This is a genomic window from Mycobacterium dioxanotrophicus (assembly GCF_002157835.1).
GTDB lineage: Bacteria > Actinomycetota > Actinomycetes > Mycobacteriales > Mycobacteriaceae > Mycobacterium > Mycobacterium dioxanotrophicus.
Genome location: NZ_CP020813.1, coordinates 1 through 23092, shown reverse-complemented (window position 1 = coordinate 23092; position 23092 = coordinate 1). Strand labels below are relative to the sequence as shown.

The 23092-nt window shown below is 66.5% G+C and carries 21 protein-coding genes, 1 tRNA gene and 6 pseudogenes; 14 read left to right on the top strand and 14 right to left on the bottom strand.

Annotated elements, in window-relative coordinates:
• Positions 1-45: 45 nt before the first annotated feature.
• The 5 genes and pseudogenes from dnaB to BTO20_RS38800 form a co-directional block, all read left to right on the top strand.
• Positions 46-1371, top strand: a pseudogene (dnaB, locus tag BTO20_RS38820) (replicative DNA helicase); the annotation flags it as partial.
• 86 nt (positions 1372-1457) lie between these two features.
• Entirely contained in the window at positions 1458-2201 is a 744-nt protein-coding gene (locus BTO20_RS38815; protein WP_087083911.1) for an HNH endonuclease family protein, read from the top strand.
• Between the two features lie 95 nt (positions 2202-2296).
• Positions 2297-2608, top strand: a complete 312-nt coding sequence (locus BTO20_RS38810) for a hypothetical protein (RefSeq protein WP_087083909.1) — start codon at positions 2297-2299, stop codon at positions 2606-2608.
• Entirely contained in the window at positions 2605-4443 is a 1839-nt protein-coding gene (locus tag BTO20_RS38805; RefSeq protein ID WP_087083907.1) for a hypothetical protein, read from the top strand. Before BTO20_RS38810 ends, BTO20_RS38805 begins: the two co-directional genes overlap by 4 nt.
• Positions 4440-5165, top strand: a complete 726-nt coding sequence (locus BTO20_RS38800) for a hypothetical protein (RefSeq protein ID WP_087083906.1) — start codon at positions 4440-4442, stop codon at positions 5163-5165. The genes BTO20_RS38805 and BTO20_RS38800 overlap by 4 nt, the downstream gene beginning before the upstream one ends.
• Here BTO20_RS38800 and BTO20_RS38795 read toward each other — a convergent pair.
• A complete protein-coding gene (locus BTO20_RS38795) occupies positions 5123-5764 on the bottom strand; it encodes a sce7726 family protein (RefSeq protein ID WP_232491411.1) in 642 nt (213 codons plus the stop codon). The genes BTO20_RS38800 and BTO20_RS38795 overlap by 43 nt on opposite strands.
• Before the next feature lie 166 nt (positions 5765-5930).
• On the opposite strand from BTO20_RS38795, the pseudogene BTO20_RS41490 reads away from it, so the two are divergent.
• From BTO20_RS41490 to BTO20_RS39800, 3 genes and pseudogenes are all read left to right on the top strand, one after another.
• Positions 5931-7252 (top strand): annotated as a pseudogene (locus tag BTO20_RS41490) (Mu transposase domain-containing protein); the annotation flags it as partial.
• Positions 7253-7315: 63 nt separating this feature from the next.
• Positions 7316-8102 (top strand): annotated as a pseudogene (istB, locus tag BTO20_RS38785) (IS21-like element helper ATPase IstB).
• Positions 8092-8316: a hypothetical protein gene (locus BTO20_RS39800; protein WP_157680216.1), complete on the top strand. Its 225-nt coding sequence runs from the start codon at positions 8092-8094 to the stop codon at positions 8314-8316. The pseudogene istB (BTO20_RS38785) and the gene BTO20_RS39800 overlap by 11 nt, the downstream one beginning before the upstream one ends.
• Positions 8317-8455: 139 nt before the next feature.
• Here the strand turns inward: BTO20_RS39800 and BTO20_RS38775 are convergent, their stop codons facing one another.
• From BTO20_RS38775 to BTO20_RS38755, 5 genes are all read right to left on the bottom strand, one after another.
• Positions 8456-8713: a hypothetical protein gene (locus BTO20_RS38775; protein ID WP_087083902.1), complete on the bottom strand. Its 258-nt coding sequence runs from the start codon at positions 8711-8713 to the stop codon at positions 8456-8458.
• Positions 8706-8945 carry a hypothetical protein gene (locus BTO20_RS38770; protein WP_157680494.1) on the bottom strand — a complete coding sequence of 80 codons (240 nt, stop codon included), beginning with the start codon at positions 8943-8945 and terminating at the stop codon, positions 8706-8708. Before BTO20_RS38770 ends, BTO20_RS38775 begins: the two co-directional genes overlap by 8 nt.
• Before the next feature lie 116 nt (positions 8946-9061).
• On the bottom strand, positions 9062-10213 hold the full coding sequence (locus tag BTO20_RS38765) for a hypothetical protein (RefSeq protein ID WP_087083898.1): 1152 nt from the start codon (positions 10211-10213) through the stop codon (positions 9062-9064).
• A 125-nt stretch (positions 10214-10338) separates the two neighbouring features.
• On the bottom strand, positions 10339-10926 hold the full coding sequence (locus tag BTO20_RS38760; protein WP_087083977.1) for a hypothetical protein: 588 nt from the start codon (positions 10924-10926) through the stop codon (positions 10339-10341).
• Positions 10927-11038: 112 nt separating this feature from the next.
• Complete coding sequence (locus BTO20_RS38755) at positions 11039-11806, bottom strand: hypothetical protein (protein ID WP_232491410.1); 768 nt, start codon at positions 11804-11806, stop codon at positions 11039-11041.
• 413 nt (positions 11807-12219) lie between these two features.
• On the opposite strand from BTO20_RS38755, the gene BTO20_RS38750 reads away from it, so the two are divergent.
• The 5 genes and pseudogenes from BTO20_RS38750 (at position 12220) to istB (BTO20_RS38725) (ending at position 17641) form a co-directional block, all read left to right on the top strand.
• Positions 12220-12678: a type VII secretion target gene (locus BTO20_RS38750; RefSeq protein ID WP_087083894.1), complete on the top strand. Its 459-nt coding sequence runs from the start codon at positions 12220-12222 to the stop codon at positions 12676-12678.
• 645 nt (positions 12679-13323) lie between these two features.
• Complete coding sequence (locus tag BTO20_RS38745; protein ID WP_232491409.1) at positions 13324-13674, top strand: hypothetical protein; 351 nt, start codon at positions 13324-13326, stop codon at positions 13672-13674.
• Between the two features lie 356 nt (positions 13675-14030).
• On the top strand, positions 14031-14528 hold the full coding sequence (locus BTO20_RS38740; RefSeq protein ID WP_232491408.1) for a hypothetical protein: 498 nt from the start codon (positions 14031-14033) through the stop codon (positions 14526-14528).
• 598 nt (positions 14529-15126) lie between these two features.
• Positions 15127-16836, top strand: a pseudogene (gene istA, locus BTO20_RS38730) (IS21 family transposase).
• Positions 16833-17641 (top strand): annotated as a pseudogene (gene istB / locus BTO20_RS38725) (IS21-like element helper ATPase IstB). The pseudogenes istA and istB (BTO20_RS38725) overlap by 4 nt, the downstream one beginning before the upstream one ends.
• Positions 17642-17689: 48 nt before the next feature.
• Here istB (BTO20_RS38725) and BTO20_RS38720 read toward each other — a convergent pair.
• From BTO20_RS38720 to merA, 5 genes are read right to left on the bottom strand one after another with little or no spacing between them, the layout of a single operon-like run.
• On the bottom strand, positions 17690-18568 hold the full coding sequence (locus BTO20_RS38720) for a cytochrome c biogenesis CcdA family protein (RefSeq protein WP_048472691.1): 879 nt from the start codon (positions 18566-18568) through the stop codon (positions 17690-17692).
• A 3-nt stretch (positions 18569-18571) separates the two neighbouring features.
• Positions 18572-19096, bottom strand: a complete 525-nt coding sequence (locus tag BTO20_RS38715) for a TlpA family protein disulfide reductase (RefSeq protein WP_006246580.1) — start codon at positions 19094-19096, stop codon at positions 18572-18574.
• Positions 19093-19386 (bottom strand): hypothetical protein, encoded by a 294-nt coding sequence (locus tag BTO20_RS38710; protein WP_006246581.1) that lies wholly within the window; start codon positions 19384-19386, stop codon positions 19093-19095. The genes BTO20_RS38715 and BTO20_RS38710 overlap by 4 nt, the downstream gene beginning before the upstream one ends.
• Before the next feature lie 31 nt (positions 19387-19417).
• The gene (merB, locus tag BTO20_RS38705) at positions 19418-20077 is read right to left on the bottom strand and encodes an organomercurial lyase MerB (protein ID WP_006246582.1); all 660 of its coding nucleotides are present in this window, start codon (positions 20075-20077) and stop codon (positions 19418-19420) included.
• Between the two features lie 37 nt (positions 20078-20114).
• Complete coding sequence (gene merA, locus BTO20_RS38700; RefSeq protein ID WP_006246583.1) at positions 20115-21539, bottom strand: mercury(II) reductase; 1425 nt, start codon at positions 21537-21539, stop codon at positions 20115-20117.
• A gap of 105 nt (positions 21540-21644) precedes the next feature.
• Between merA and BTO20_RS38695 the strand changes: the two genes are divergently transcribed.
• Positions 21645-22034 (top strand): heavy metal-responsive transcriptional regulator, encoded by a 390-nt coding sequence (locus BTO20_RS38695; RefSeq protein ID WP_006246584.1) that lies wholly within the window; start codon positions 21645-21647, stop codon positions 22032-22034.
• On the opposite strand, the gene BTO20_RS41285 is transcribed toward BTO20_RS38695, so the two are convergent.
• The 3 genes and pseudogenes from BTO20_RS41285 to BTO20_RS38680 form a co-directional block, all read right to left on the bottom strand.
• Positions 21937-22662, bottom strand: coding sequence for a metallophosphoesterase family protein (locus tag BTO20_RS41285; protein WP_332460339.1), 726 nt, complete (start codon positions 22660-22662; stop codon positions 21937-21939). The genes BTO20_RS38695 and BTO20_RS41285 overlap by 98 nt on opposite strands.
• 72 nt (positions 22663-22734) lie before the next feature.
• Positions 22735-22811: transfer RNA gene (locus BTO20_RS38685), tRNA-Phe, on the bottom strand.
• 57 nt (positions 22812-22868) lie between these two features.
• Positions 22869-23092: pseudogene (locus tag BTO20_RS38680) on the bottom strand (hypothetical protein); the annotation flags it as partial.

The window sequence follows — 23092 nt, the reverse complement described above, 5'->3', positions numbered from 1 at the left end:
GCGCGTACCCAGCACCGACGGCCGGCGGAGCCCTACACCGATCTCGACGATGCTCGCCAACCACCGCAGGACCTAGCGGCCGAGCAGTCCGTACTGGGCGGGATGATGCTGAGCAAGGATGCGATCGCCGATGTGCTCGAACGGCTGCGGCCCAAGGACTTCTACCGGCCCAACCATCAACAGATCTACGACGCGATCCTGGACCTGTTCGGCCAGGGCGAACCGGCGGACGCGGTGACAGTCGCCGCCGAACTCGATCGACGCGGAGTGCTGCGGCGTGTCGGAGGAGCCCCCTACCTGCACACGCTGATCGCCACGGTTCCCACGGCCGCCAATGCCGGCTACTACGCCGGCATCGTCGCCGAGAAGGCCGTCCTGCGCCGCTTGGTGGAGGCCGGCACCCGGGTGGTGCAGTACGGCTACGCCGGCGCCGACGGCGCCGACATCGCCGAGGTCGTCGACCGCGCCCAGGCCGAGATCTACGACGTCACCGAGGACCGCGGCAGTGAGGACATGGTGGCGCTGGAGGACCTGCTGCAGCCCACCATGGACGAGATCGACGCGATCCAGGCCGGCGGCGGTCAAGGCCAAGGAGTTCCGACCGGATTCGCCGATCTCGACGAAGTGACCACCGGCCTGCACGGCGGCCAGATGGTCATCGTCGCGGGCCGGCCCGGCCAAGGGAAATCGACTCTGGCACTTGACTTTATGCGGTCCTGCTCAATCAAGCACGGACACGCGAGCGTCATCTTCAGCTTGGAGATGAGTAAGTCCGAGATTGTGATGCGACTACTGTCGGCGGAGGCCCGCATCAAATTGGCCGACATGCGCTCTGGCCGGATGAGCGACGACGACTGGACGCGGATGGCCCGGCGGATGGGCGAGATCTCCGACGCCCCGTTGTTCATCGACGACTCCCCGAACCTGACCATGATGGAGATCCGCGCCAAGGCGCGCCGGCTCAAGCAGAAGACGGATCTGCAGCTGATTGTGGTGGACTACCTGCAGCTGATGTCCTCAGGTAAGAGGGTGGAATCTCGGCAAACAGAAGTGGCGGAGTTTTCGCGCAGCCTCAAGTTGATGGCCAAGGAACTTGACGTGCCGGTGGTCGCGGTCTGCCAGCTCAACCGCGGACCCGAACAGCGTGTCGACAAGGTTCCACAGCTCTCTGACCTGCGCGAGACCGGTCAGCTGGAACAGGATGCGGATTTGGTAATCCTTATCAACCGCCCGGACGGCTACGACCGGGACAGCCCACGGGCCGGTGAAGCAGACCTCATCCTGGCAAAGCACAGGAACGGGCCAACGAGGACGTGCACCGTGGCGTCAACTCTTCACATGTCCTCGTTCCGCGACCTCGCGCGCGGATAATCACCCCTCATGCTCACTACGTGTGTAGCATGAGGGCACCCCTCGGTGATGCAGCCTGCATCACCAACGACACAGGAAGGCGTGGCATGGCACGGATCAAGCGGAGGATGAAGTCCCTGCAGCGGCGTTTGCTGATCGCCGCGGCTGCCGCGATCACACTGACCGTGCTGGCCGGAGGCATACCTGAGGAACTGTCTTCGCTGCTGCCGTCTCCGACTACAGTGTCCGCACCACCGGTGGCTGCGGTGCCCGACGAACAGATCGCGGTACTCCTCGAGCAGGTGCGCGTCGTCGACACCCTGCCCGAAGTCGACGGATATGACCGGGGATGCAAACGGGGACAGGCATGTTCATTCGGCCCCGCGTGGAACGATCCCAACGATCACAGCGGATGCGATACGCGGTCGCGGATTCTGCGTAGCCAGTTAGAACAGGTCTCCATCAAGCCCGGCACGCAGGGCTGCAAGGTCCTTTCCGGGGTCCTCGTCGACCCATACACGGCTGAGACCATCCACTTCGACGTCAGTGACCCGGCCGCGGTCCAGATCGACCATCTGTTTGCTCTGGGGCGCTCATGGCATGCTGGGGCAGCCCATTGGGGCCTCGCCCAGAGGGTCGCGTTCGCTAACGATCCGCTGAACCTGATCGCAGTCGGTGGCACGATCAACCGCGAGAAGTCGGACTCAGGACTGACATGGCTGCCGCCGAACCCGTCATACCGCTGCCCCTACATCGCCCGATACCTCACCGTCGCGGTGACCTACGGCCTGGCGATCACCACCGAGGAGCGCAACATCGCCGCCGCCACCTGCCCGGCGGTCGCGCCGTGAGGCTGGCGGCGGTTCGTAAAGAAGCCGCCGGTCTCCCTCAGCCGTCGCCCGCGCCTAGCATGAGGGCTCACTGGTTCCGCAGGAAGGTGACGCCTATGCCGGACGACCCGACACCACCCCCGCGGCGACGCTCCCGCGACGAGCGCCGTCGCTACAGCGAGCGCCGCGCCGAGCGCACCGGCGCCGCAGCAGCCAAACGCGGACACCCCTGGACCATCGGCGACGCCCGTATCGCGCTGGACCTGTCACTGCCGGTGACCGAAGCCGCCATCCAGGTAGGCCGTACCGCCTCAGCCGTCGAGTCCCTGCGCGCGAAATGGCGCCGCGGCACATTGGCCGAAAGCCTTGCCCTGCAAGTACCACCACCACCGCTGACATCCGACGAAGCCGGAAAGGGGCACCCGTGACGACCTATGTGATCAAGGACGGTCGGGTATACGAGCTTGGCGAAGACGGCGAAGCTGGTGACATCCTCGACTGGATCATCGCCGAACGCTGTCGCGAACTCGACGGCCCACTGGTCACACTCTCCCGACAGCAGGTTGTCACCCGGCTCGGCCGGGGCATCCCCGAGGACTTTCCTGGCCCCGATGTCGTGGTCGGGGACCCCGAACAGGGGCCCACCCGAGGCTGGTGGGAACCGACCGTCCAGCGATACCTGCTCACAGACCGTCAGGACTCAGCCGGTGATGACACCACCGCTACCCAGGACAACGCAGCCGCCCCCGACGACGACCCGCAGCACTGGCCCCGGCGCTCCCGCCAGTGGGACGACGTGGCGCTCTCGGCGGCCGATCACCGGGTACTGATAGCCACCAGCTATGGCATCGTCACCCCGGCCGGCGACGTCAAATCACGGCCACTAGGCCAGCCCGGGGACCTCGGCAAACTGGCCACCAAATATCGGTGGAGCAGCCGCGCTGACCACGGCGACCCCCAGGTCTGGATAACCGGGGAAGCACTCGAAGCCCTGAACTTCCCCGCCGATCAAGCCAACGAGGCGTCCCTGCCCGATCTGGTCGCCGAATTCTTCGGCGCCACAGTGAAATACGCCCAGTCCGGCTACTTCACCTGCCAGTTCAGCGCCGAAGAGGGAAGCGGCGGCACCGACCGCACCATCGAACTCATCCTGATGCCGGCAACGTCGCTACAGCCGTCGGCAGCGCGCCCCGCCGACCGGGGCATCATCGGGATCGAAGGCACCGACACCGTGTTGCCCGACGATGAGGTCGACGCGGCGCACCTGCTCGGCGATCGCATCGCCTGGTTGCATGAGATCGACGAGGCCCTGCCCGCACCACGCTGGACACGTGTGGGTGTGCACATCGCCGAATCCGGCATGCGGCGGGCCCGTCCCAAACCCAAGACCGATCCGCAGGCCAAGGTACTTCCCTGCCCGTTGCCGGCCGCTGTCGACGAGCGCGGCAAGTTTCCCAGCCAGTGGTGGGGCCCGGCCAGCTGGCGGCGCAAGCCCCACCGCAGTCGCGGTAAAGGCACCGACGTCGAACTCGACCAGCAGGCGGCGTATCTACCGTCGGCTGAAGGTCTCTACCTGGGCTACGGCAAACCCCAGTGGGAGAGCATCGAGGCAACCGTGTTCGACGAGCAGCGACCCCCGTTCGGGCTGTACCAGATCACCGTGCCCGCCGCCGACAGCCTCGACGGGCTGTCACCGAAGCTGCCGGTGCCTCACCCGGGCATGTCGTGGACCAAAGAATCAACGTTCTGGGCCACCACGATCGATGTCCAGCAGCTCATCGCACCGCCGGACAACGGTGGCGCTGGTCTGGCCGTGGCCGAACTGCAGATCGAAAAGGCCTGGGTGTGGCCCGAACAGCACCAGTGGCTCAAGCAGTTCGGAGAAACTCTGCGCGCCAGGCTGGTTGCCGCCCGCGCGGCCGGCCGCACCGACTACGAGAACATGATCAAGGCCATCTACACCAGCTACCTGGGCCGGCTCGCCGGCACCGGTGAGGGCGCGTTCAAGCATCCTTACCTGCACCACCAGCAGCCTGCCTGGTACGCCGCCATCGAAGGGTTCACTCGCTGGCGGGCCCTGCGTTACGCCCGGCGCATCGGCCGCGACTTCGACCTGTACCCGACCGAATGCCTTGCCGATGCGTGGTTCTACCGGGTCCCCGACGGGATCAACCCGGCGGACCTGCAGGACCCATTGCGTCCTGACGGGACGCGCACCAACGGCAGTTATCGGCTCAAGAGCATCCCCGATGAGCTGCTGTGAAGTTCTGGAAGCTCTCCGGCGGGTCGACGCCTCAGTCCCCACAGGGCCAGGGATTTCAGGAGGCGCTCAAAGTGCTCACCGAGCGGCGCCTCAGCGAGATGCGCGGGGTATGGCAACGGATGCCCGAACGGATGCGCCGTGCCGAGGCAGGCAGGCGAGCTCGCAAGGAGATGGCCCGCCGTATCGCCCAGCACACCGACACCGAAGCGCTGTCGGAGGCGACGATTGCGCGCCGCGGCCGCCGCGATCAGCCGCCGACAGGTGTGGACAAGCTATGGCTGGATCGGTGGGCGGCGATCGATCGCGCTGGTGGCATGGCCAAGATGGCCCGCCAGCTCGGCACCACACCGGCGCGTGTGCGGAGTTGGCGCGACTCCGCTGATCCCGCGGCGAAGCTGCCGTCACGGCGTCGCGACGAGAAGGTGCCCCCGGGCGCCCCGACGCAGCGCATCGGCGTGGAGACCGACGGGTTTGTGATCATCAATGGCAAGGAGTACCCCAAGCGCATCCCGGAATCCGGTGGAGAGGACTACGCACCCCTGGATGTCGACCCTCAGGGTGAGGTGATCGAGGCGTGGGTCAACGACGACAACGAACGCCTCTACGAGCTTCTCGCCGACGAGATTGTCATGCAGTGGATTACTCCTCGCTGGGATCTGCCCGCCACCTATGAACTCGGCTACCGGATCGAAAAGCTGTTGAAGTTCCTGATTGACCCGTGACCGTGGCTCTGTGCGCCGCGGGTCCGGAACTCGTGGGCCGGACGGCCGAGCTGCGCGGCCAGCCGCCGCCACCCCGGCGGAGTGAGGCTCAAACCCGAGGCTGCGGCACTCAGCGATGCGGGCAATTGCGCGTCCCGGGCAGCTTGGCGTGAGCGTAGGTCGCGCTCACGCAGCGCGGCGACGAACTCGCCGTACGCGGTGTCGAGCGGCAGTTGCATGAACAGTGCGTTGAGTCGGCGATAGATTTGGGCGCTGGGCACATCGATGCTGTAGCCGACATGGCGGCCGAGGATTGTCAGTAGCTCGCCACGACGCAGGACGCGAAACAGCGAGGATATGTCGAGACGAGACAGCCCGCCGGCGGCCGAGCGCACCACATCGAGAGCGCCGTCATCGGTGAGCGCCACCACGCCGATGTGGGCGGCCGTCTGCGCGCCCGCCCGGCTTGCCTTCTGGCGTGTGGTCACCACGTTGACATACTCGAAACACTTGCTATAGCAGAGCATCTGCATGTCCAGTCGAGTGAAGCTGTCGAGGCCGGTTTTGATCTCGTACGCAGCGGCAGACTTGTCGGCGACGATCAGGTCAGCGATCGACATCGAGACCCGCACCCCGCTGTGATGGCGCTAAGTGAAAGTGCTCAGTCTCGCTAATTGAAAGTGCCCAGTTGGCAGCGGTGGTTCGGCGTGTCGTCGGACTGCTTGTCGGGGTTCTGCTCATCGTCAGCGGAGTTGTGTTTCCGCTGATGAATGGGAGGGCCGTCGTTTGCTGTCGCTGGAGGGTGATGTGGAAGCGCATGCGCTTCGGGAGCAGGGTTGGTCGATATCGGCGATCGCTCGCCATCTCGGGATCAATCGCCGAACCGTTCGGGCCTATCTGGCTGGGGAACGAGTACCCGGGCAACGCCAACGCTCTGAACCGCTGGTGATCGATCCGTTCGTCGAGTACTGCCGGATCCGCCTGGCTGACGATCCGCACCTGTGGGCCTCAACCCTGTTCGACGAACTCGTCGAGCTAGGTTTTACCGGCTCGTATCCGTCGCTGACCCTGGCAATCCGAAACCTGGGGCTGCGACCGCATTGCGAGCCGTGTCAGTCGGTCAAGGGCCGCGACGTCGCGGTCATCGATCATCCGCCGGGGTCGAGACTCAGTGGGACTGGGTCGAGCTGCCCGATCCACCAGCATCGTGGGCGGCTGACCGGCATGCCCACCTGCTGGTCGGGGCGTTGGCCCATTCGAGCCGCTGGCGCGGGCGCTGGCCCCGGCCGAGGACTTCGCGCACGTCGTGGAAGCGATCGAGGCGGTCAGCATCCGGTTGGGTGGGGTCACCCAGCGGTGGCGGTTCGACCGGATGGCCACGGTATGTCATCCCGAATCGGGCCGGATCACCGCGGCGTTCGCCGGGGTGGCCAAACACTACGCTGTCGCCGTCGATGTGTGCCCGCCACGACGGGGCAACCGCAAGGGTGTGGTGGAGAAGTCCAATCACGCTGCCGCCCAACGCTGGTGGCGCACCGTCACCGACGACACCACGATCGAGCAAGCCCAGGCGTCGCTGGACCGGCTGTGCGTGAAGCTCGACGGGCGCCGCCGGCGCCGCGACGGGCAGGCCACCACCGTCGGCGCCCTGGCCGATGCCGAACCACTACGGTCACTGCCGACGGGTTCGTATCCGGCCGAGTTGACCGAACACCGCATCGTCACTCCACAAGCGTTGGTGTCCTGGCGGGCAATCAGTACTCGGTGCCGCCGGGGCTGGCCGGGCCACGGTGACCGTCACCCACCGCCTGGGCTCTGACACCGTGCAATTGACCACGGCATCGGGAGCCGTTGTTGCCGCGCACCGCCGCGCGGTCGACGGCAGCGGCGCGGTGGTGCGCGATGCCGGTCACGTCGTCGCGCTCGAACAGGCAGTGCTATCGGGGTTCTCGACGGCCAGGCCTTGCACTCATAAGACCCGGCGACCGCCCTCGGTGGCCGCCGTTGCCGAGGCCGCGCGGCTGCGTGGTGCCCCGGCGAACGATCCCGCCCAGAAGGTAGTGATCGATCTGGCCGTCTATGCGGCGACCGCAGCACGGCTATCCGTTGTTCCCAACACCATCCAACCGAACAGAACCAGGAGTAACCCCTTGAGCAAAACCGTCCCACAGATGAGCGAAGCCCGCCGATACCAACAACTCCGGGCACATCTGTCCTATCTGAAACTCGGCGACGCAGCCGAAGCGCTACCCCGCATCCTCGATGCCGCCCGCGCCGAAAACCTGTCCCTGACCGCCGCTTTGGAGCGGCTGTTGGAGATCGAGGTCAACGCCACCGAAGCCCGCCGGCTGACCTCACGGTTGCGGTTCGCCTGTCTGCCCGAACCCTGGACCATGGCCGATTTCGATTTCGCCGCCCAGCCCGGGTCGACGCCAAACTGATCAACGACCTGGCCAGTCTGCGCTTCCTCGACGACGCGGCCAACGTGCTGTTCGTCGGCCCACCCGGGGTCGGCAAGACCATGCTGGCCGTCGCGTTGGCCCGCGGCGCGGTCGAGGCCGGCCACCGGGTGTATTTCACCACCGCCGCCGACCTGGCGGCCCGCTGCCACAAAGCCGCCCTGGAAGGCCGCTGGCACACCTGCATGCGGTTCTTCGCCGGACCGAAACTGTTGGTGATTGACGAACTTGGCTACCTTCCGCTGCCCGGCGATGGGCATCCGCGTTGTTCCAGGTGATCAACCAACGGTATCTGAAGTCGAGTACGATTCTGACAACCAATGTTGGGATCGCTGACTGGGCAACCGCTTTCGGAGACGCCACCGTCGCAGCCGCCATGTTGGACAGGCTACTGCACCGCGCCACCGTGGTCGGTATCGACGGACCCAGCTACCGGCTGCGCAACCACCAAGCCACCGCCGAAACGATGCGTAAGGCGGTCGCCGCCCATGTCAGCTGAGACCCGTTCCTGCCAAGCCTGCTGGACCGAATTCACCGCCACCACACCGACCAAGATCTACTGCTCAGACCGCTGCCGCAAACACGCCTGGGAGCAACGCAAACACAGCGACACCGCCGCCACCGTCACCGAGGCCCGGCCACCCGCCCACAGCCGGCCGCCACCCGTTCCTGCCCGCATTGCGGCGAACCCATCACCATCGTCGCTTTGCTGACCACTCCAGAAGCTGCCCGCCCCAGCACCCCCGGCGACGGCACAATCGTTCCCCTGCAACGACGAACCTGCTAACCTTAGCCACTCAAGCCAACTGGGCAATTTCGCTTAGCATCTCTGGGCAGTCTTCTTTAGCGCCATCAGCTGATGGCATTGCTGGTGCTCCGCGGTGCGCTCAGTGTGTGGATCAGGCTGTTGACGAAGACGTACTCACAGCGATACCGGCTGGCAAGCTCGGCGTAAGCCAAGTCGAATGCGTTCCCCAGGGTGTCGTCCGGGCCGGCGAGCTCTGCGACGGGGGCGAGCCGATCAGACGGGAGTGGGTGATGTTGGGCGGCGAGCTGGCGGATGGTTCGGGTGGTGAAGGCTAGCGCCAGCGCGCGACCGAAGTCAGCCATGGCCGGCCCCGCAGCGGCGAAGGGCATCGAGCATGCCGCGCGCCTCGTCGGCGTAGAGAGCGGCGCGGTCACGCTCAGCGGCCGAGGCGGTCGGATCCAGTGCAACGGTCGCCGCCAGATCGCCAGCGTCCACGCAGAACATCCGTCGCCGCTCGGCGGACTCGGCGTTGACCGCGCTGTGCAGGCTCAGCCGCGATGCCGCCAACACGTCGGCCGGGGAGTGTGCAGACATGACGGCAACCACCTTCGTGAGTACGTAAGCCATAGCGGCGCAGATAGATTCACTCCATTGACTCACGAGGAAAGGCGGTTATCCAGACCACCGCAAACCCGGGCCCACTGCGCGGCTTAGCGTGGTTGAGAAGCGCTGCTGCCGCTCCTGGCGGCCGCAGCGGCGTGACGGCGCCGCGCCTTATTCAGAATGTTCAGCGCCGCGTCGAGCACCTGTGGGTCCTGCATCGCTGCCTGCAGCGCATCCATCTTGGCCACCCCAACCTCGTTGCATACCAGGCCGGACACGGTGTACAAGAGCAAGGCGTCCTCGCCGATGTCGGCATCAAGAATGCGATCCCTCTCGATCATCCGCAGCACCGTACGTCTGCGTGCCCGAGTGAGGTCTGGTGCCGCATACGCCCGAGGCGGGCGGGGCAGTTTGGGGCCGGGAGCGGCCCCGCGCCGGCCTGGTGTGGTGGGAGCGAGGAATTCGCGTTTGCGTGCTGTGGCTATCCAGTCGCGGATGGTCGGTTCAGGTCGGTCGAACGTTGTTGAGAGGCGGCCGATCGCCCCGCGGCCGCGGGCTGCTTCATCGATGTAGGCCTCGGCGACCTCGATCAGCAGCTCGTCGCTGAGTTCCGGGCGCCCCTTGCGCCTCGCGGTCACCGTGGCTGTGTTCTCCAGGGCTCGACGCTGATCGCCGGAGAGGTCCTCGACCCGCAGGCGTGTGTTCCCGGGCATCTGCTGTATGCCCTCGTTGCGCCACGCATCATCGGGCAGGTCGCGTTCGACGCGAGCGAGGATGTCCCCGAGCGGGATGCGGCGCAGCGTATCGCTTGTGATCAGGGTCGTGGGCTCGTCGGGGTCGATAGGGTCTTGGTCATCGGGATGCAGGTAGTTGTCGTGGTCGTCGAAGCAGCCCCAGTTGCGGCGGAACAGCTCCAGCTCGGCGACCTCAAGTCCGCGGCCGCGGTTGATCAGAACCGCATACACAGTGACGGGCAGATCTTCGCAGTAGTAGACGATGTCGCAGACATAGCCGGGGCCACGAGGCTTATCTTTGATGTAGATCTCTAGGCGGTCTCTTGGCCACTCCTCGTCGACGGTGGCGTCGTAGCTGTCGGAGTCCCCATTGCGTGGCCCGAAGCCCATGTCGACGAACGATCCCTTGGCGAGATCAACCAGCTGGCGCATACGACTGCCGGTGTATGACAGATCCCGTATACGCAGGTCGGGGTCGTTGATGAAGTCGACTCCGGCGTTGCCGGTGGTCTCGCTGCTGCCCATGAAACCAGGCTAAGCCAGTAGGTCCGCGAAAGAGAGGAGAAAACTGTACGAGTTAGCTCGCGGAGTAAGTCAGCGCCTCGGCTAGTGCGTGGGCCTCTTTCGCTTTGGTGCGCACCCGCAGGTCGTTACGCCCGGAAGTGAAACTCGGGAACGACGAACTGCACGGTGAAGGGGTCTAGTCGTACCGGGCCCGGGAATGAGAACCACCGCTTTGGGGGATCAACGGTCCGGTATCGGCCCTGTGTGAACAATGCGGCCGGCGAAGTCCATTTGATCCCAGGCAGAAGCGCCACCTCGGCGGTGTAGAGCATATCTCTGCCCTTGCTGTCCTTGTTTCCTGTGGAATGCATGTGCGCGACAATGTGGACGCCGTAGTGATAATCGTTGTCGGCGTTGCTATCTCGCACACTCATTCTGGCCATGGGGGTATTGATATCCCAATCTCGCTCAGCCCCGTTTTCCAGCCCATAGACCTTGTCCTTGCGGTACATCTGAATATCAAAGCCCTGATGAAGATGCTTCGTCGTTGGCCGGCCAACGGACTTAGGCCACCGAATCGATGCCCAGACCAGAGTCTCGTCCACCACCATTGCCGCCGGGAACTTCGCTAGCAGATCTGGGGGCGTGTGACGCGGTGGACGTGAGATGTCCCATGGGACGGCATCGAGGGCCGCTAACGCCTCATCAGGAATAGCTGCGTCGTACTCGGTCATTTGCATCCCCCGGGCCACTCACGGTTGCCTTGATCAGACTACGTTCCACACGGCGGCCGGCGATTCGAATTGCCAGAGTTGCTATTCGCCAACTTGCGGCATCAACGGACCGTCAGCGACGAAGGACGTTGACCCGCGGCTTTTCGATCAGGGGCGCATCACCGGGTCCTTTGATATGGGGGCCAATCCATTTCGGCTCGCGCAGGCTCCGGTTCGGGCCCTTGGCCTGCTGGCGCCAGTGGGGGCGCACCCACCAGCGGTGGCTGTACTGGCGATTGGACTCGTCAGTGCTTTCGGCAGGATTGGCAGGCTCAGTGCTGTGCCGAATGTCGACAAGGGTCACCTGCGCCGGCTCCGTGGTTCCGGAGCCCTTCTGCCGCGTCGGCTCACCTAGTCGGGTGCCGGAAGGATCTGAAAGGGTGCGCGTCTGAGTGCTGGCCTGATTCATCAATAGCCAGGTAGCGCCGACGACACTGATGAACGGATGAGCATCCTCGGAGCCGTTGGCCTCTGCGGTGCGATTAGCGCGGGGATCGACCACGATGCTCGTGGCCGCCCAGAGTGGGGTGGTCACCTGATACGGCTCCAGCAGGTCGGCGTGCTTGGCGAACCGGCTCGCCGGCGCGAGCTGAAGGAAACCATCGGGGCGGGTCCACCACCAGACCCCGTCCCAGTTGACGTCGGCGGTCGCGGAGCCGGGCGCGCCGAACGGCACCAAACCGGCGGGCTTAGCCCAGCAGAGCAGACCGTTGGGACAAGGGATCGCGAGCGCCGGTGTCCACTCCGGCAATGACAACGCTGCTTCGACGATGAAATCGACCATCGGACGCGTTACCCAGAACAACTCGGCGTCGCGTAGGGCGGCTGTCTCGGTCTGCATGACCCGCAGCTGTGCGGCTAGTTGGTCCTGCATCTGCTGACGGCGGGCTGCCGACGCGCGGTCGTGGAACGGGGCTGGTGGGGCTAGCCCAACATCGGAGAAGCGGTGAGCTACTGCATCGAGAGCGTTGCACCACCGCTGGCGGATCTCGGGGACGCTGGTTGCGGCCCAGGTCGGCGAAGCGCGCCGGCCGCTCATCGGGTCGCCACCGCGGTCGTCCGGGCCCGCGCGTAGGCGGGTCCGAGGGGGCGGACCGTTTTCATCTGGGCAGTCTGACAGATGTGCCATGTTCGGGGTGGCTCGCGGATAGGGGTTCGACGTTGCAACAAATGCCTCCGGTCGAGCCCGGGGGTGCTTCTGGTCGATGGCGGTAAACTTGGCCCCACAGGCCACACAAGGGGAGGTAGCCGCCCATGGCGCTTGAAGTCGATACACACGCCGTTGACTCCTACGCCGAGTCCTGCCGGACCGTCGGCGCCGAGGTCCAGGCCGATTGCCAGGCAGACCCTTCGGTGGTTGCGGCGATGGAATCGGGATACGGGCCGGTCGGGGCCGCATTCACCGCCGCGTTTGGCGAGTTCCAAGCGGCTCTGCAAGCGGCAGGAGCGTACGTGGCCAGCCGGTACGAGCGCCACGCAGATGACCTCCGGGATGCCTCGCAGCGCTACACAACCTCCGATCAAGACGGTGCACAGCGAGTCGGGTCGGTGGAGGCTACGCCGGTCGGCGCTTTCGACGGTCCTGGTGGATACGCCGACCCTAACTGGGGCGATTTCACCGAGGGCAGCATTCAGCCGCTGCCCACCGGGCCCGCGGGCGCCGGCCCGGGGCCCAGCGTAAGCGGTGGCCTGGCTCCGGTGCGGATCACTTAAACTGCGGCCCACGTGCCCAAGGGGAAGACGAGGCCGTGCGGAACAACAGCAATGCATGGACCGGGGCGTGGATCAGTCCCAACGGTGTTGATCATTGGGTTCAGCGCGGCTACTGCGTGACCTGTGGCGGTCTTCACCAGCAGCCTGACGACACCAGGGCAACCGTTGTACCCACACATATTCGAAAAGGGTGATCGAAACTCCCGGCAGGCAGCCGGTCTGTCGCGAACGGCGTGCGGCGTCGCCAACACACCATTCCGCTGCTCCGCGACAGCAGATCGGCAAGCCTCCGGTTTCGCGATGGCGGCTCACGTAGCTTGTTTGAATCGGGGAACGGAGTATTCGTTGCGCGGAGTCGGTCTAGCCGTTGTCGTTGGGTGCGGGTTCGTTGCTGCGTGCACCAGCAATGAAGCACCGGCTGATCGTTCCTCGCCAGTGGTGACCACAACTGTCGCTGCACCGAGAATGGCGCCGAGCAGTTCGCCGGCACCACCGCTCGCCCCAGGTGGATCAGCCGCGCCGGATACAGATACATCAGACGGGCCTGCAACGCCTCCGCGCGGGAAGACACTGGCCGGCCAGGACTCGATGTGTACCTCGCCCACAGTTGGGGCACCGGTTGATCTGATCTCGACGCAGGTCCGTGTGGGAGACACCCCAGGATGGGAGGGCACAACCGCCGAGGTGACCATCACCTACACCGGCGATGTTCCTCCCACCGCCCCAGTGCTGTGGTCGCTACTCGCGAGTAACCCGGACGGAGACTTCGTCCAACTGGGCTACGACGAGCTCGGCGGGCAGACGCTGGAGTACTTCTGGTTCGAGTCACCACGCGATGGGCAGGCAATGAACCACAACATGGTCGGGGGCGCCGACACCAGCGCGGCCGGCACGATCAGAATGGTCTTGCCCGCCGCAGCTGTGAGCCTCCTTGGCGACGTGTGGTGGTGGTCAACAGCGGTCAACGTCGACAATGAAGACGTCGATACCTGCTGATGGCGAGATCGCACCACCCCGCTATGCCTGCAAGACAACCACCCGCCGCGCCGCACCCTCCCCACCCGGCACGCACAGAGTTGGGGAGGGTGCGGCGTGTGTACAGCTGTCGGGTAGGAGGAGGGAGGGGAGGCGGGCGGTGGTGGCGCTCAGCGGCAGCCGTGAACATCGAGAGGTCATCTGTGTGGCGCATTTTGTCGGTGTAGCACAGTAGAATTGGCGGTAATGGCACGCTATTGGGCTGGCCTGGTATCCCACGGAAAGGGGATTCTGTCGTGACTGCTTCGGTGTTGGGTTCTCGGGTTGTTGATCGAATGGTAATTCCCTCAGGGCTGGTAACCCAGACGCTGGTCGTTGTGCGACCGAGTCCGGGGCATATCTCGGTGTCGGATTCGCGAACGGACCTGGCGGTGGTGTCGGTGCAGTGGGGTGATGTCCTGATGCGGTTCACCTCGGCGGCGCAGGTGTCCGCGGTGCTGGAAGCGTTCGGTGCTGTGCGTGAGGCTCTGCGTGGCGCTGTGGGCACAGCGATGCTCGGGGAGCAGCGTGAGGAGTGGCCGGGCGTGTCGGTGGTGTCGGTGACGTGGACGCGACCGCCGGAATGGTCAGTGGTGCCCCAGTGCGGCGTTCGGCAGCGTGGGGGCAGTGAGGTGCGGTGGGTGGACGTGCACATGGGGCCTGTGCTGTGGCGCGTGGTGGACTGGGCTGGATATGAGGCTGCGCTGGCGGTGCTTCGCAACGCGCATAGAACAGCGGTAGCGGTGTTCGCAGACGGAGGCCGATTCCGGGCCGACCCGTCGAAGATCGACGCGATTGGTGGCCAGCGAGCCCGCGTGCGGACGGGGAGCGAGTAGCGCGATGTGGCCGACAGGAACACGGATCAGTGGCGACGGCAGATATGCCATTCTCCCGGACGGAACACTGGGGTGGAATCGTCTGGGCGAGGACGATGTTCGCCGTGAGCTCAGGCGGTGGGACCTGGGCTCCGAGCGGACAGCCGAAGGCTGGAGAGTGGCGGTCTGCGACAGGGCCGGCGCCACGTTGTGGGCGAGCGATCCCATCGCTCGCGTGGAGTGCGTCGGCGTGGCGAGGCAGCGCATCGCCGAGATCTGGCCGGGATCGACCCTGACGGAGCACAGGTGCGGGCTCAATGCCTATCGCCGGGGGTATCGACCCGACTGTGGAATGCCGCACGCAGAGTGGCACCTCGGCGGTGCGTTATACGTCGGTACGCCTGGGTCGGCCGGATAGCAGGTGTCAGAGCGTCACGACCGAGGCGCCCCTGACGTACTCATGGCGGTGACAGTCTGATTCGGGACCAGTGTGACGGTCTGATTCGGGACCCACCCGGGCTTCGGCGTGGCGTCGTGACGGCTTGATCTGGACCCACTTCCGTGGCGTCAGGAGGACCCGCATCCAGCGGTCCTCGCGGCACCGGAAGTGGGTTTCGGGATGAGGGTGCGTGTGGAACTGTTCGCTGCGATCCGTCGGGACGCCCGGGTCGAGGGCATGTCGATCCGAGCGCTCGCACGCAAGCACCAAGTCGGACGCGGCACCGTTCGCCGGGCCCTCACGTCCGCGGAACCACCGCCGCGGAAGACCCGGTGCGTTCCTCGCCCCGGTTGGATCCGTTCAAGTCGGCCATCGACGACATGCTCCGCGCCGACCTTGAGGCGCCGCGGAAGCAACGGCACACCGCCCGCCGGATCCACGTCCGCCTCATCGAGGAACACGACGCCATTGAGGTGTCGTACTCGACGGTTCGCGACTACGTCCGCATCCGCCGCACGCAGATCGGCCTCGAAGCTGGCCGCCGGGTCGAAGTCATGATCCCCAGGAGCACGCGCCAGGCGCAGAAGCAGAAGTCGACTTCGGCGAGCTCTACGTCATCCTGGCCGGGGTGAAGACGAAGGTCTTCCTCTTCACATTCAGGTTGAGTTACTCCGGGAAGGCGGTGCACCGGATCTACGCCACCCAAGGCCAAGAGGCGTTCCTCGAGGGCCACATCGCCGCGTTCAACGAGATCGGCGGCATCCCGCCCGGCACGTCCGGTACGACAACCTCACCGCCGCAGTCACCCGGGTCGTCAACGCGCGCGGTCGTGAGCGGGTAGAGAACGACCGCTGGGTGCTGTTCCGCTCTCACTTCGGGTTCGACGCGTTCTACTGCCAGCCGGGCATCGCCGGGGCACATGAGAAGGGCGGTGTGGAAGGCGACGTCGGCCGGTTCCGCCGCCAGCACCTCGTGCCATGCCCGTCGTCGACTCGCTCGACGAGCTGAACGAGAAGGTCCGTGCCTTGGACGCCGCCGACGACCGCCGACGGATCTCGTCGCGGATCCGGACCGTCGGCGAGGACTTCGCGACCGAACGCGAGAACCTCGCGCCGCTCCCGGTCGAGGGGTTCGACCCCGGGCTGATGCTGAACCCGATGGTCGACCGCTCCGCGATGATCACCGTCCGCATGGCCCGGTACTCCGTCCGGCGCGGTTCATCCACCGCCGCGTCCGCGTCTCCTTGCGCGCATCCGAGGTCGTCGTGTTCGACGGCCGACTCCAGATCGCCCGGCACGCCCGCGTCATCACAAGGGGTGGCCAGTCGGTGAACCTCGACCACTACCTCGAGGTGCTCAAGGGTAAGCCGGCGCATTGCCAGGCTCCACCGCGTTGGCGCAGGCCCGCGAATCGGGGCGTTCACGCCTGCGCATGAGGCGTTCTGGGCGAACGCCGCAGGCGGCTCGGGATGCGGTCGGCACCCGGGAACTGATCGACGTGCTCCTACTGCACCGCGCCATGGCCGCCGACGAAGTCGAAGCCGGGCTGCTCGCCGCAGTGAGCGTCGGTGCAGTCTCAGCTGATGTGGTCGCGGTCGAAGCACGCCTGCACACCACCCTCGCAGCGCCCACCGGGGCCAGTTCAGACCGTCATCCCGTTGCGCAGCCCAGCGATGGCGAACGACGAGATGGCGACGCCAAGCGCAGCCGGAAGGTCGTGTCCCTCACCGAACGCCTGCTGCTCGACCCGGCCGCGGTCATCGCCGGCCTCCCGCCCGACACCCGGCCGCTGCCGTCGATGGAGAAATACCAGCAACTGCTCGGCCGCCGCACCGGCACCGACCACCACCCCGACCCGATGAGTCCCGATGAGAGCGGAGCACCCCGATGAGCACAGTCACCAGCGTGACCACCACCTTGCGCCGCCGCCGCGGCCTGACCGAGGAAGCCGCCGTAGCGGCGGTCGACCAGGCCTGCCGGAGGCTCCGGCTCCCGACCATGCGGGCCCTGCTTGGCGACGCGGTCGCGGCGGCGAACAAGGACCAGTTGACCTACACCGGATTCCTCGCCGAGCTGCTCCTGGCCGAGTGCGACGACCGCGACCGTCGGTCCACCATCCGGCGCGTGAACGGCGCCGGGTTCCCGCGGAGCAAGTTCCTCGCGGACTTCGACTTCGACGCCAACTCGAACATCAACCCCGCCACCATCCACCAGTTGGCGACCGGCGAGTGGGTGCGGAAGGGCCAGCCGCTGTGCCTGATCGGGATTCCGGCACCGGCAAGTCTCACCTGCTCATCGGCATGGGGACCGCAGCCGCGGAAAAGGGATTCCGGGTAAAGTACACCCTCGCCACGAGGCTGGTGAACGAGCTTGTAGAAGCAGCCGATGAGAAGCAGTTGGCCCGCACGATCGCTCGTTACGGCCGCGTCGACCTGCTCTGCATTGACGAGCTCGGCTACATGGAACTGGACCGCCGCGGCGCCGAACTCCTCTTCCAGGTCCTCACCGAGCGAGAGGAGAAGAACAGCGTGGCAATCGCGTCCAACGAGGGCTTCGCCGGCTGGACCAAGACCTTCACGGACCCGCGCCTGTGCGCGGCCATCGTCGACCGCCTCACCTTCGGCGGCAACATCATCGAAACTGGTACCGACTCCTACCGGCTGGCGTCGACCCGGTCAGGGAACGCGTCGCGGTGACGCAATCAACCGAGCCTGTTTCGTGCGCACGCCGCACCCGGTGGGCTGTCACTGCGTGCTGTCCCGCGTGGTCATCGGGCGCCCCCGAAGGATCCGGCGGCGTCGCTGGAGAACCCCGAGCGCCAGCACTACCAGCGCAGACGCGGCAGCGAGCGCGCCGATGAGTGTCGCCCGTGTCTGGATCCAGCTGGAGACCACCGCGGAGACGTCAGTGAGTCCGCCACCACGGCCCGCGGCGACCGGGGCGTCGCTGGTGGCCGCCGGGTACCAGTACCAGGCCAGATAGGCGCCGGTGAGCAGCAGGACGACAGCGGTGACCCGTGGGCCATGGCGGGCCAATCGCGCGACGTGGCGGGTGAGTCCGCTGCCTGCCGCGGCGGTGGCCAGGGCGAGCAGCAGCAGGACGGTCGCCGAGCCAGCAGCGTAGACACCGAAGACGAGCAGGAGCCCGGCATAGCTGTAGGTGGCCTGCGCCTGCGCGATGACCGCGAGGATCACCCCGAACGTGCACGACAGCGAAGCCAGCGCGTAGCCGACCCCAAACGCAGCCATCCGGGCAGTGGGTGGGAGTCCCGCGGCTGCCCGGCCGGGGATCCGAGGCACCCGCACCGAGACCGAGCGTCCGGCTAGCATCCACAGGCCGAGAACCACCAGCAGGATGCCGACGGCCAGGCCAAGCGACGGCGCGGCGCGAATCAGCCCTCGGGCGCCGGCGCTGACTACCAGGCCAGCTGCCGCGAGGGTGCCGGCGAACCCCACCGCCAACACGAGACCGGCCCGCAGCGCCCGCAGCAGCCGCACCGGGACCGTTGAGGCATCGGTGTCGCCGAGGGTGTGGGTGATCCAGGCCGGGAGTAGCGCGAACCCGCACGGGTTCACGGGCGCGACCATGCCGGCCGCGAAGGCGAGGGTGAGCAGTCCGCCCATGGGTCAGGCTCCGGCCTTTGCCAGTTCGGCGGTGATCGTCGCGGCGTCGGGGTCGGTGGCGCGGAAGGTCACCGTGCCGTCGGCGTCGACGACGATCAGGGTGGACAGAGCGGCCACCTCGAATCGCCGGGAGAGTGCCGCGCCATCGTCGATTGCGGCCGGTACGTGTTCGGCGTCGACGGACTCCATGAAGTCGCCGATCAGGGCCTTGGATTCGCCGGGGTCCATGTCGACGGCGAGGAAGCTTGCCACGGTGCCGGCGTTCTCGGCGGTGGTGGCGGCCTCGCCGAGGGACCGGACGCCGTTGACGCATTCGCCGCACCCGACGGAGAAGAAGAACACCGCGGTGGGCTTCCCGTTGGCGGGCAGGCTGATCTGCTGGCCATCGACGCTGGTCACGGTGGCGGGTGAACCGGAACCGGCGGTCGCGGGGTCGGCACTGTTGCCGCAGGCGGTCAGGGTCAGCGATCCGGCGGCGAGTACGGCGGCGATCGAGAGCGCGGCGTGGTGGCGGCGGGTGATTCTCATCGGTTCTGCTCGTCCTTCGGGTCGACGTTTTCGTTGGTGGGCATGGGCGGGCAGCAGCCGTGGCCGGCGGTGCCGCCGCCGCGGCGGGAGATGGCAATCAGCGCGAGGATCGCCAGGGCGATCCCGGCGCCGATGACCCACGGGTTGCGGAGGAACGCGCCGATACCGGCGATCGCGCCACCGGCGATGAGGATGGGGAGCAGGGCGCAACAGGCGACCATGAGCAGCGCGGCGCCGGCTCCGAGGAGCAGGCCGCTGCCTCCCGGGCGATCGTCGTGGTTGGACATCATCGGTGTTCTCATTCCCTTCAGTGGGTATGGGTCAGCAGCAGCTGTGGCTGTCGTCGGCCGCGGCGGGCGCCTGGAGGCGGTTGAGCAGGCCGGTGGCGAGGGCGGCCCCGATCCGGCACGCCTCGGCCACCGGGACCACCTCCGCGCCGGGGTGCTCGGCCAGCCAGCCCGCGGCGTCCTCGGGGGAGGTGAAGTAGTGCACCTGGTTGCAGAAGGAGGAACGGATCGAGGTGATCTGCTCCGGGTTCACCAGCGACACCACCGCGGTGGGCGGATCGACGCTGGTTGCACCTTCTGTGGGGTCGACGTTGACCCGAACCGGCTCGCCGCTGACCGGGGAGGCCGACTCCACCTTTGCCGGGCGGTCCAGCAGGGCGGGGAAGATCAGCGTGTCCAGCGCACACCAGGTGTAGAGCTCCTCACCGGCCACGGTGAACCGGTGCGGGGTGGGGCGCAGGGTGAGGCCCTGGCCGATGATCCGGCCCTGATCGTCGTACTCGGTGTCCGGCACCGCCGCGAGACCGCGCCGTACGTCATCGAGGGTGCGGCTCGCAGCCGCGGCGAGTTGCTCGACGGTGACGGGGTCGCCGTCGACGAGCAGCCGCAGCAGCGGGATCAGCAGGCCGGCGTCAAGGCCGGTCTCCTCGGGTCGGGTGAGTCGTTGGGGCAGTTGGGTGCTGAGGTCCGACATCGCGGATGCCTCCTTCGTTGAGTGGGGTGGGTGCGGGTCAGGCGCAGCAGGAGAGCTTGGAGACGTCGGTGGTGAAGGCCTTCGCGACGATCCGGATGCCCTCGGTCATGGTCAGGTAAGGCGCCCAGGCGTCGGCGACCTCGGCGATGGTCTTGCCGATGATGTGGACGCCCGCGGCGGCCAGTTCGCCGGCGTCCTTGGCGACCGCGGTCAGGCCGAGGATCTCGCCGGTGTCGGCGTTGGCGACCATCTTGATGAAGCCGCGGGTGTCCCGGTTGACCAGCGTTCGCGGCACGTATTCCAGCGGGAGCACCCGGCAGTCGCAGCGGATCCCGGCCGCGAGGACTTGGGCCTCAGTCATCCCGACTGCGCCGATCGCGGGACTGGTGAACGTGACCCGGGGCAGCCGCATGTAGTCCACCGACCGCTCGGCGTCGGTGAAGGCGTTCTCGGCGACCACGGTGCCGTGGTGGGCGGCGACATAGACGAACTCGGGGTGCCCGGTCACGTCACCGGCCGCCCAGATCCGCGGGTTGGAGGACTGCAGCTGGTCGGTGACCACGATCTCGCCGACCTCGCCAGTCTTCACCTCGACCGCGTCGAGGTTGAGCCCGTCGGTCACCGGTCGGCGGCCGAGAGCGACCAGAACCTCGTCGGCGCGGAACTCCTGCGCGCCACCGGAGACGTCCGCGGTCACCACCACCTGGCCGGTGGCGGCGTCGCGGGTCACGCGGGTCGGGACCGCTCGGCGGACCACCCGGATGCCCTCATCGGCGAAGACCTCCTGCAGCGCCTTGGAGACCTCCGACTCCTCCTTCGACGCGAGCCGGGACCGAACCAGCAGGGTCACCGTCGACCCGAGCCGGGCGAACAGCTGCGCCTGCTCCAGGGCCACGTAGCCACCACCGAGCACCAGCAGCGAGTCGGGGACCTCGGTCAACTCCATCGCCGTAGTCGAGGTCAGGTACCCGGCCTCCTCCAACCCTTGGATCGGCGGGGCCCAGGGACGGGACCCGGTGGCCACCAGGTACTGCGCTGCCTCGATGGTCTCGACGCTGCCATCCGCCGCGGCGACCTCGAGCAGGGGCGAATCCGGAGTGCCGGCGAACGCGGCGTTGCCGCGGCGGACCTGCCAACCGTAGGAGTCGGCGACGTCGACGTACTTCTCACCCCGCAGGGCCTCGACGAGATCCTGCTTTCCGCCGATCAGGGCCGGCATGTCCACCGCGCCCGCGACGCTGGCGATGCCCGGGAACCGGGTCGGCGCGTCCGCGGCCACGTGCCGGGCCTCCGCGGCTGCGATCAGTGCCTTCGACGGCACGCAGCCGGTGTTCACACACGTGCCGCCGAACGTGCCACGCTCGACCATCACCACCGACTTGCCCAGAGAGGTCGCACGAATGGCCGCCGCGAACGCACCGCCGCCGGATCCGATGATCGCGAGGTCGTACCTGGTCTGCATCCCGATTCCTCCCAGAACTGTTGGGAAACGCTCCTGATGCAGCGATACTGGACCTTCCAGTAAAGGGGAAGGTCAAGCGAGACCTGCGACACGATGGAGGCCGGGATGCGGATCGGAGAACTCGCCGAGGCGGCAGGCACGACCACCAAGACTCTGCGGTTCTACGAAGAGCAAGGGCTGCTGCCCCCGGCCGAACGCACACCGGCCGGCTACCGCGACTACACCCCCGACGCGGTCAGCCGGATCGACTTCGTCCACCGCGGCCAAGCGGCCGGGCTCACCCTCGCCCAGATCAAGCAGATCCTCGACATCCGCGACCACGGCCAAGCTCCCTGCGGCCACGTACGTGACCTGCTGGACGCGCGCCTTGCCGACATCGACGCGCAGATCGCCGACCTCACAACACTTCGCGACAACGTGGCTGCGCTCCGCGACGATGCAGCCCTCCCAGAGCCCGAAACCTGTAGCCCCGATCAGGTCTGCAGATACCTATAGCCCTCGCCACTCGGCAGTGACCACCGAGACCAAGGGCGTGATTAGCCGGTGCCAGGTGGGTCCCAGTCAGGCCGTCATCGTGGTCCCAGATCGGGTTGACACAGCCATACTCAATTCGGCTGGATCGATAGCTGCGTATCGGGCTTTCGGGATAGGTGTGCCCGTGGATGACGAGCAGTGGGCGGTTGGTGTCGATCCAGTCGCATAGTGCCGTGATGCCAACATGGGCCGGGTCGGTGTGATCGTTGATGCCGGCCGGGGGGCAATGCGTAACGAGGACGTCCGCGGCGGGCAGGTCGGCAACCATCTCGGCATACTCGGCTTGGGTGTAGAGAATGTCGCGGCCGCGCCGTTTGTAGCGGACGCAGCCTTCGAGCCCGACAAATGAGGTGCCGTCGACCTCAACGCGATTGAGGTGAAGGTTGGTGACGCCGAGGGTGTCCAAGTAGCTTCCGTTGCAGTGGTTCCCATAGACACCGTAGGTAGGTACTGATACCTCGGTGAGTTGTGCTCGGCGTAGCCAGGTTTCGTTGAGGTCACCCGCTGTGACGACAATGTCGGCCTGGTGGGTGGTGACGGCTTCGGGAATGGCCCCCCACTCGGGCTCGGTGTCGGCGAGAACCAGCATGCGCATAGATCCCGATTATGGACCGGATCCCCCAGTGCCAGTGAAGGTGGTGGGTCGGTTCAGTGGAAGTGATGGTGCCTTGTGCCGGGATCGAACCGGCGACCTTTCGCTTTTCAGGCGAACGCTCGTCCCAACTGAGCTAACAAGGCTTTTCTATTACAACGTATTTGGGTGTTCGGGCGCACCCGATTTTCTGTCGGTCTGTGTCAGCGAACGGCGGATTCAGTGTTGTCCCAGACTCTTTCGGGGTCGTTGAGTGAGAGCCAGATGCTCAGGTCCCACCCGTGGGTGTTCTCGTAGTCGCGGACGTAGCGATCGCGGACGCTGTTGATGATGTCGGCGTGTGTTCCGGTCCACGGCTGGATGTACGCGGGGTCACCGCCAACAACGTCCCCGACGAGGAGGCGCCCCTGCTTGAGAAGGGTCGCGA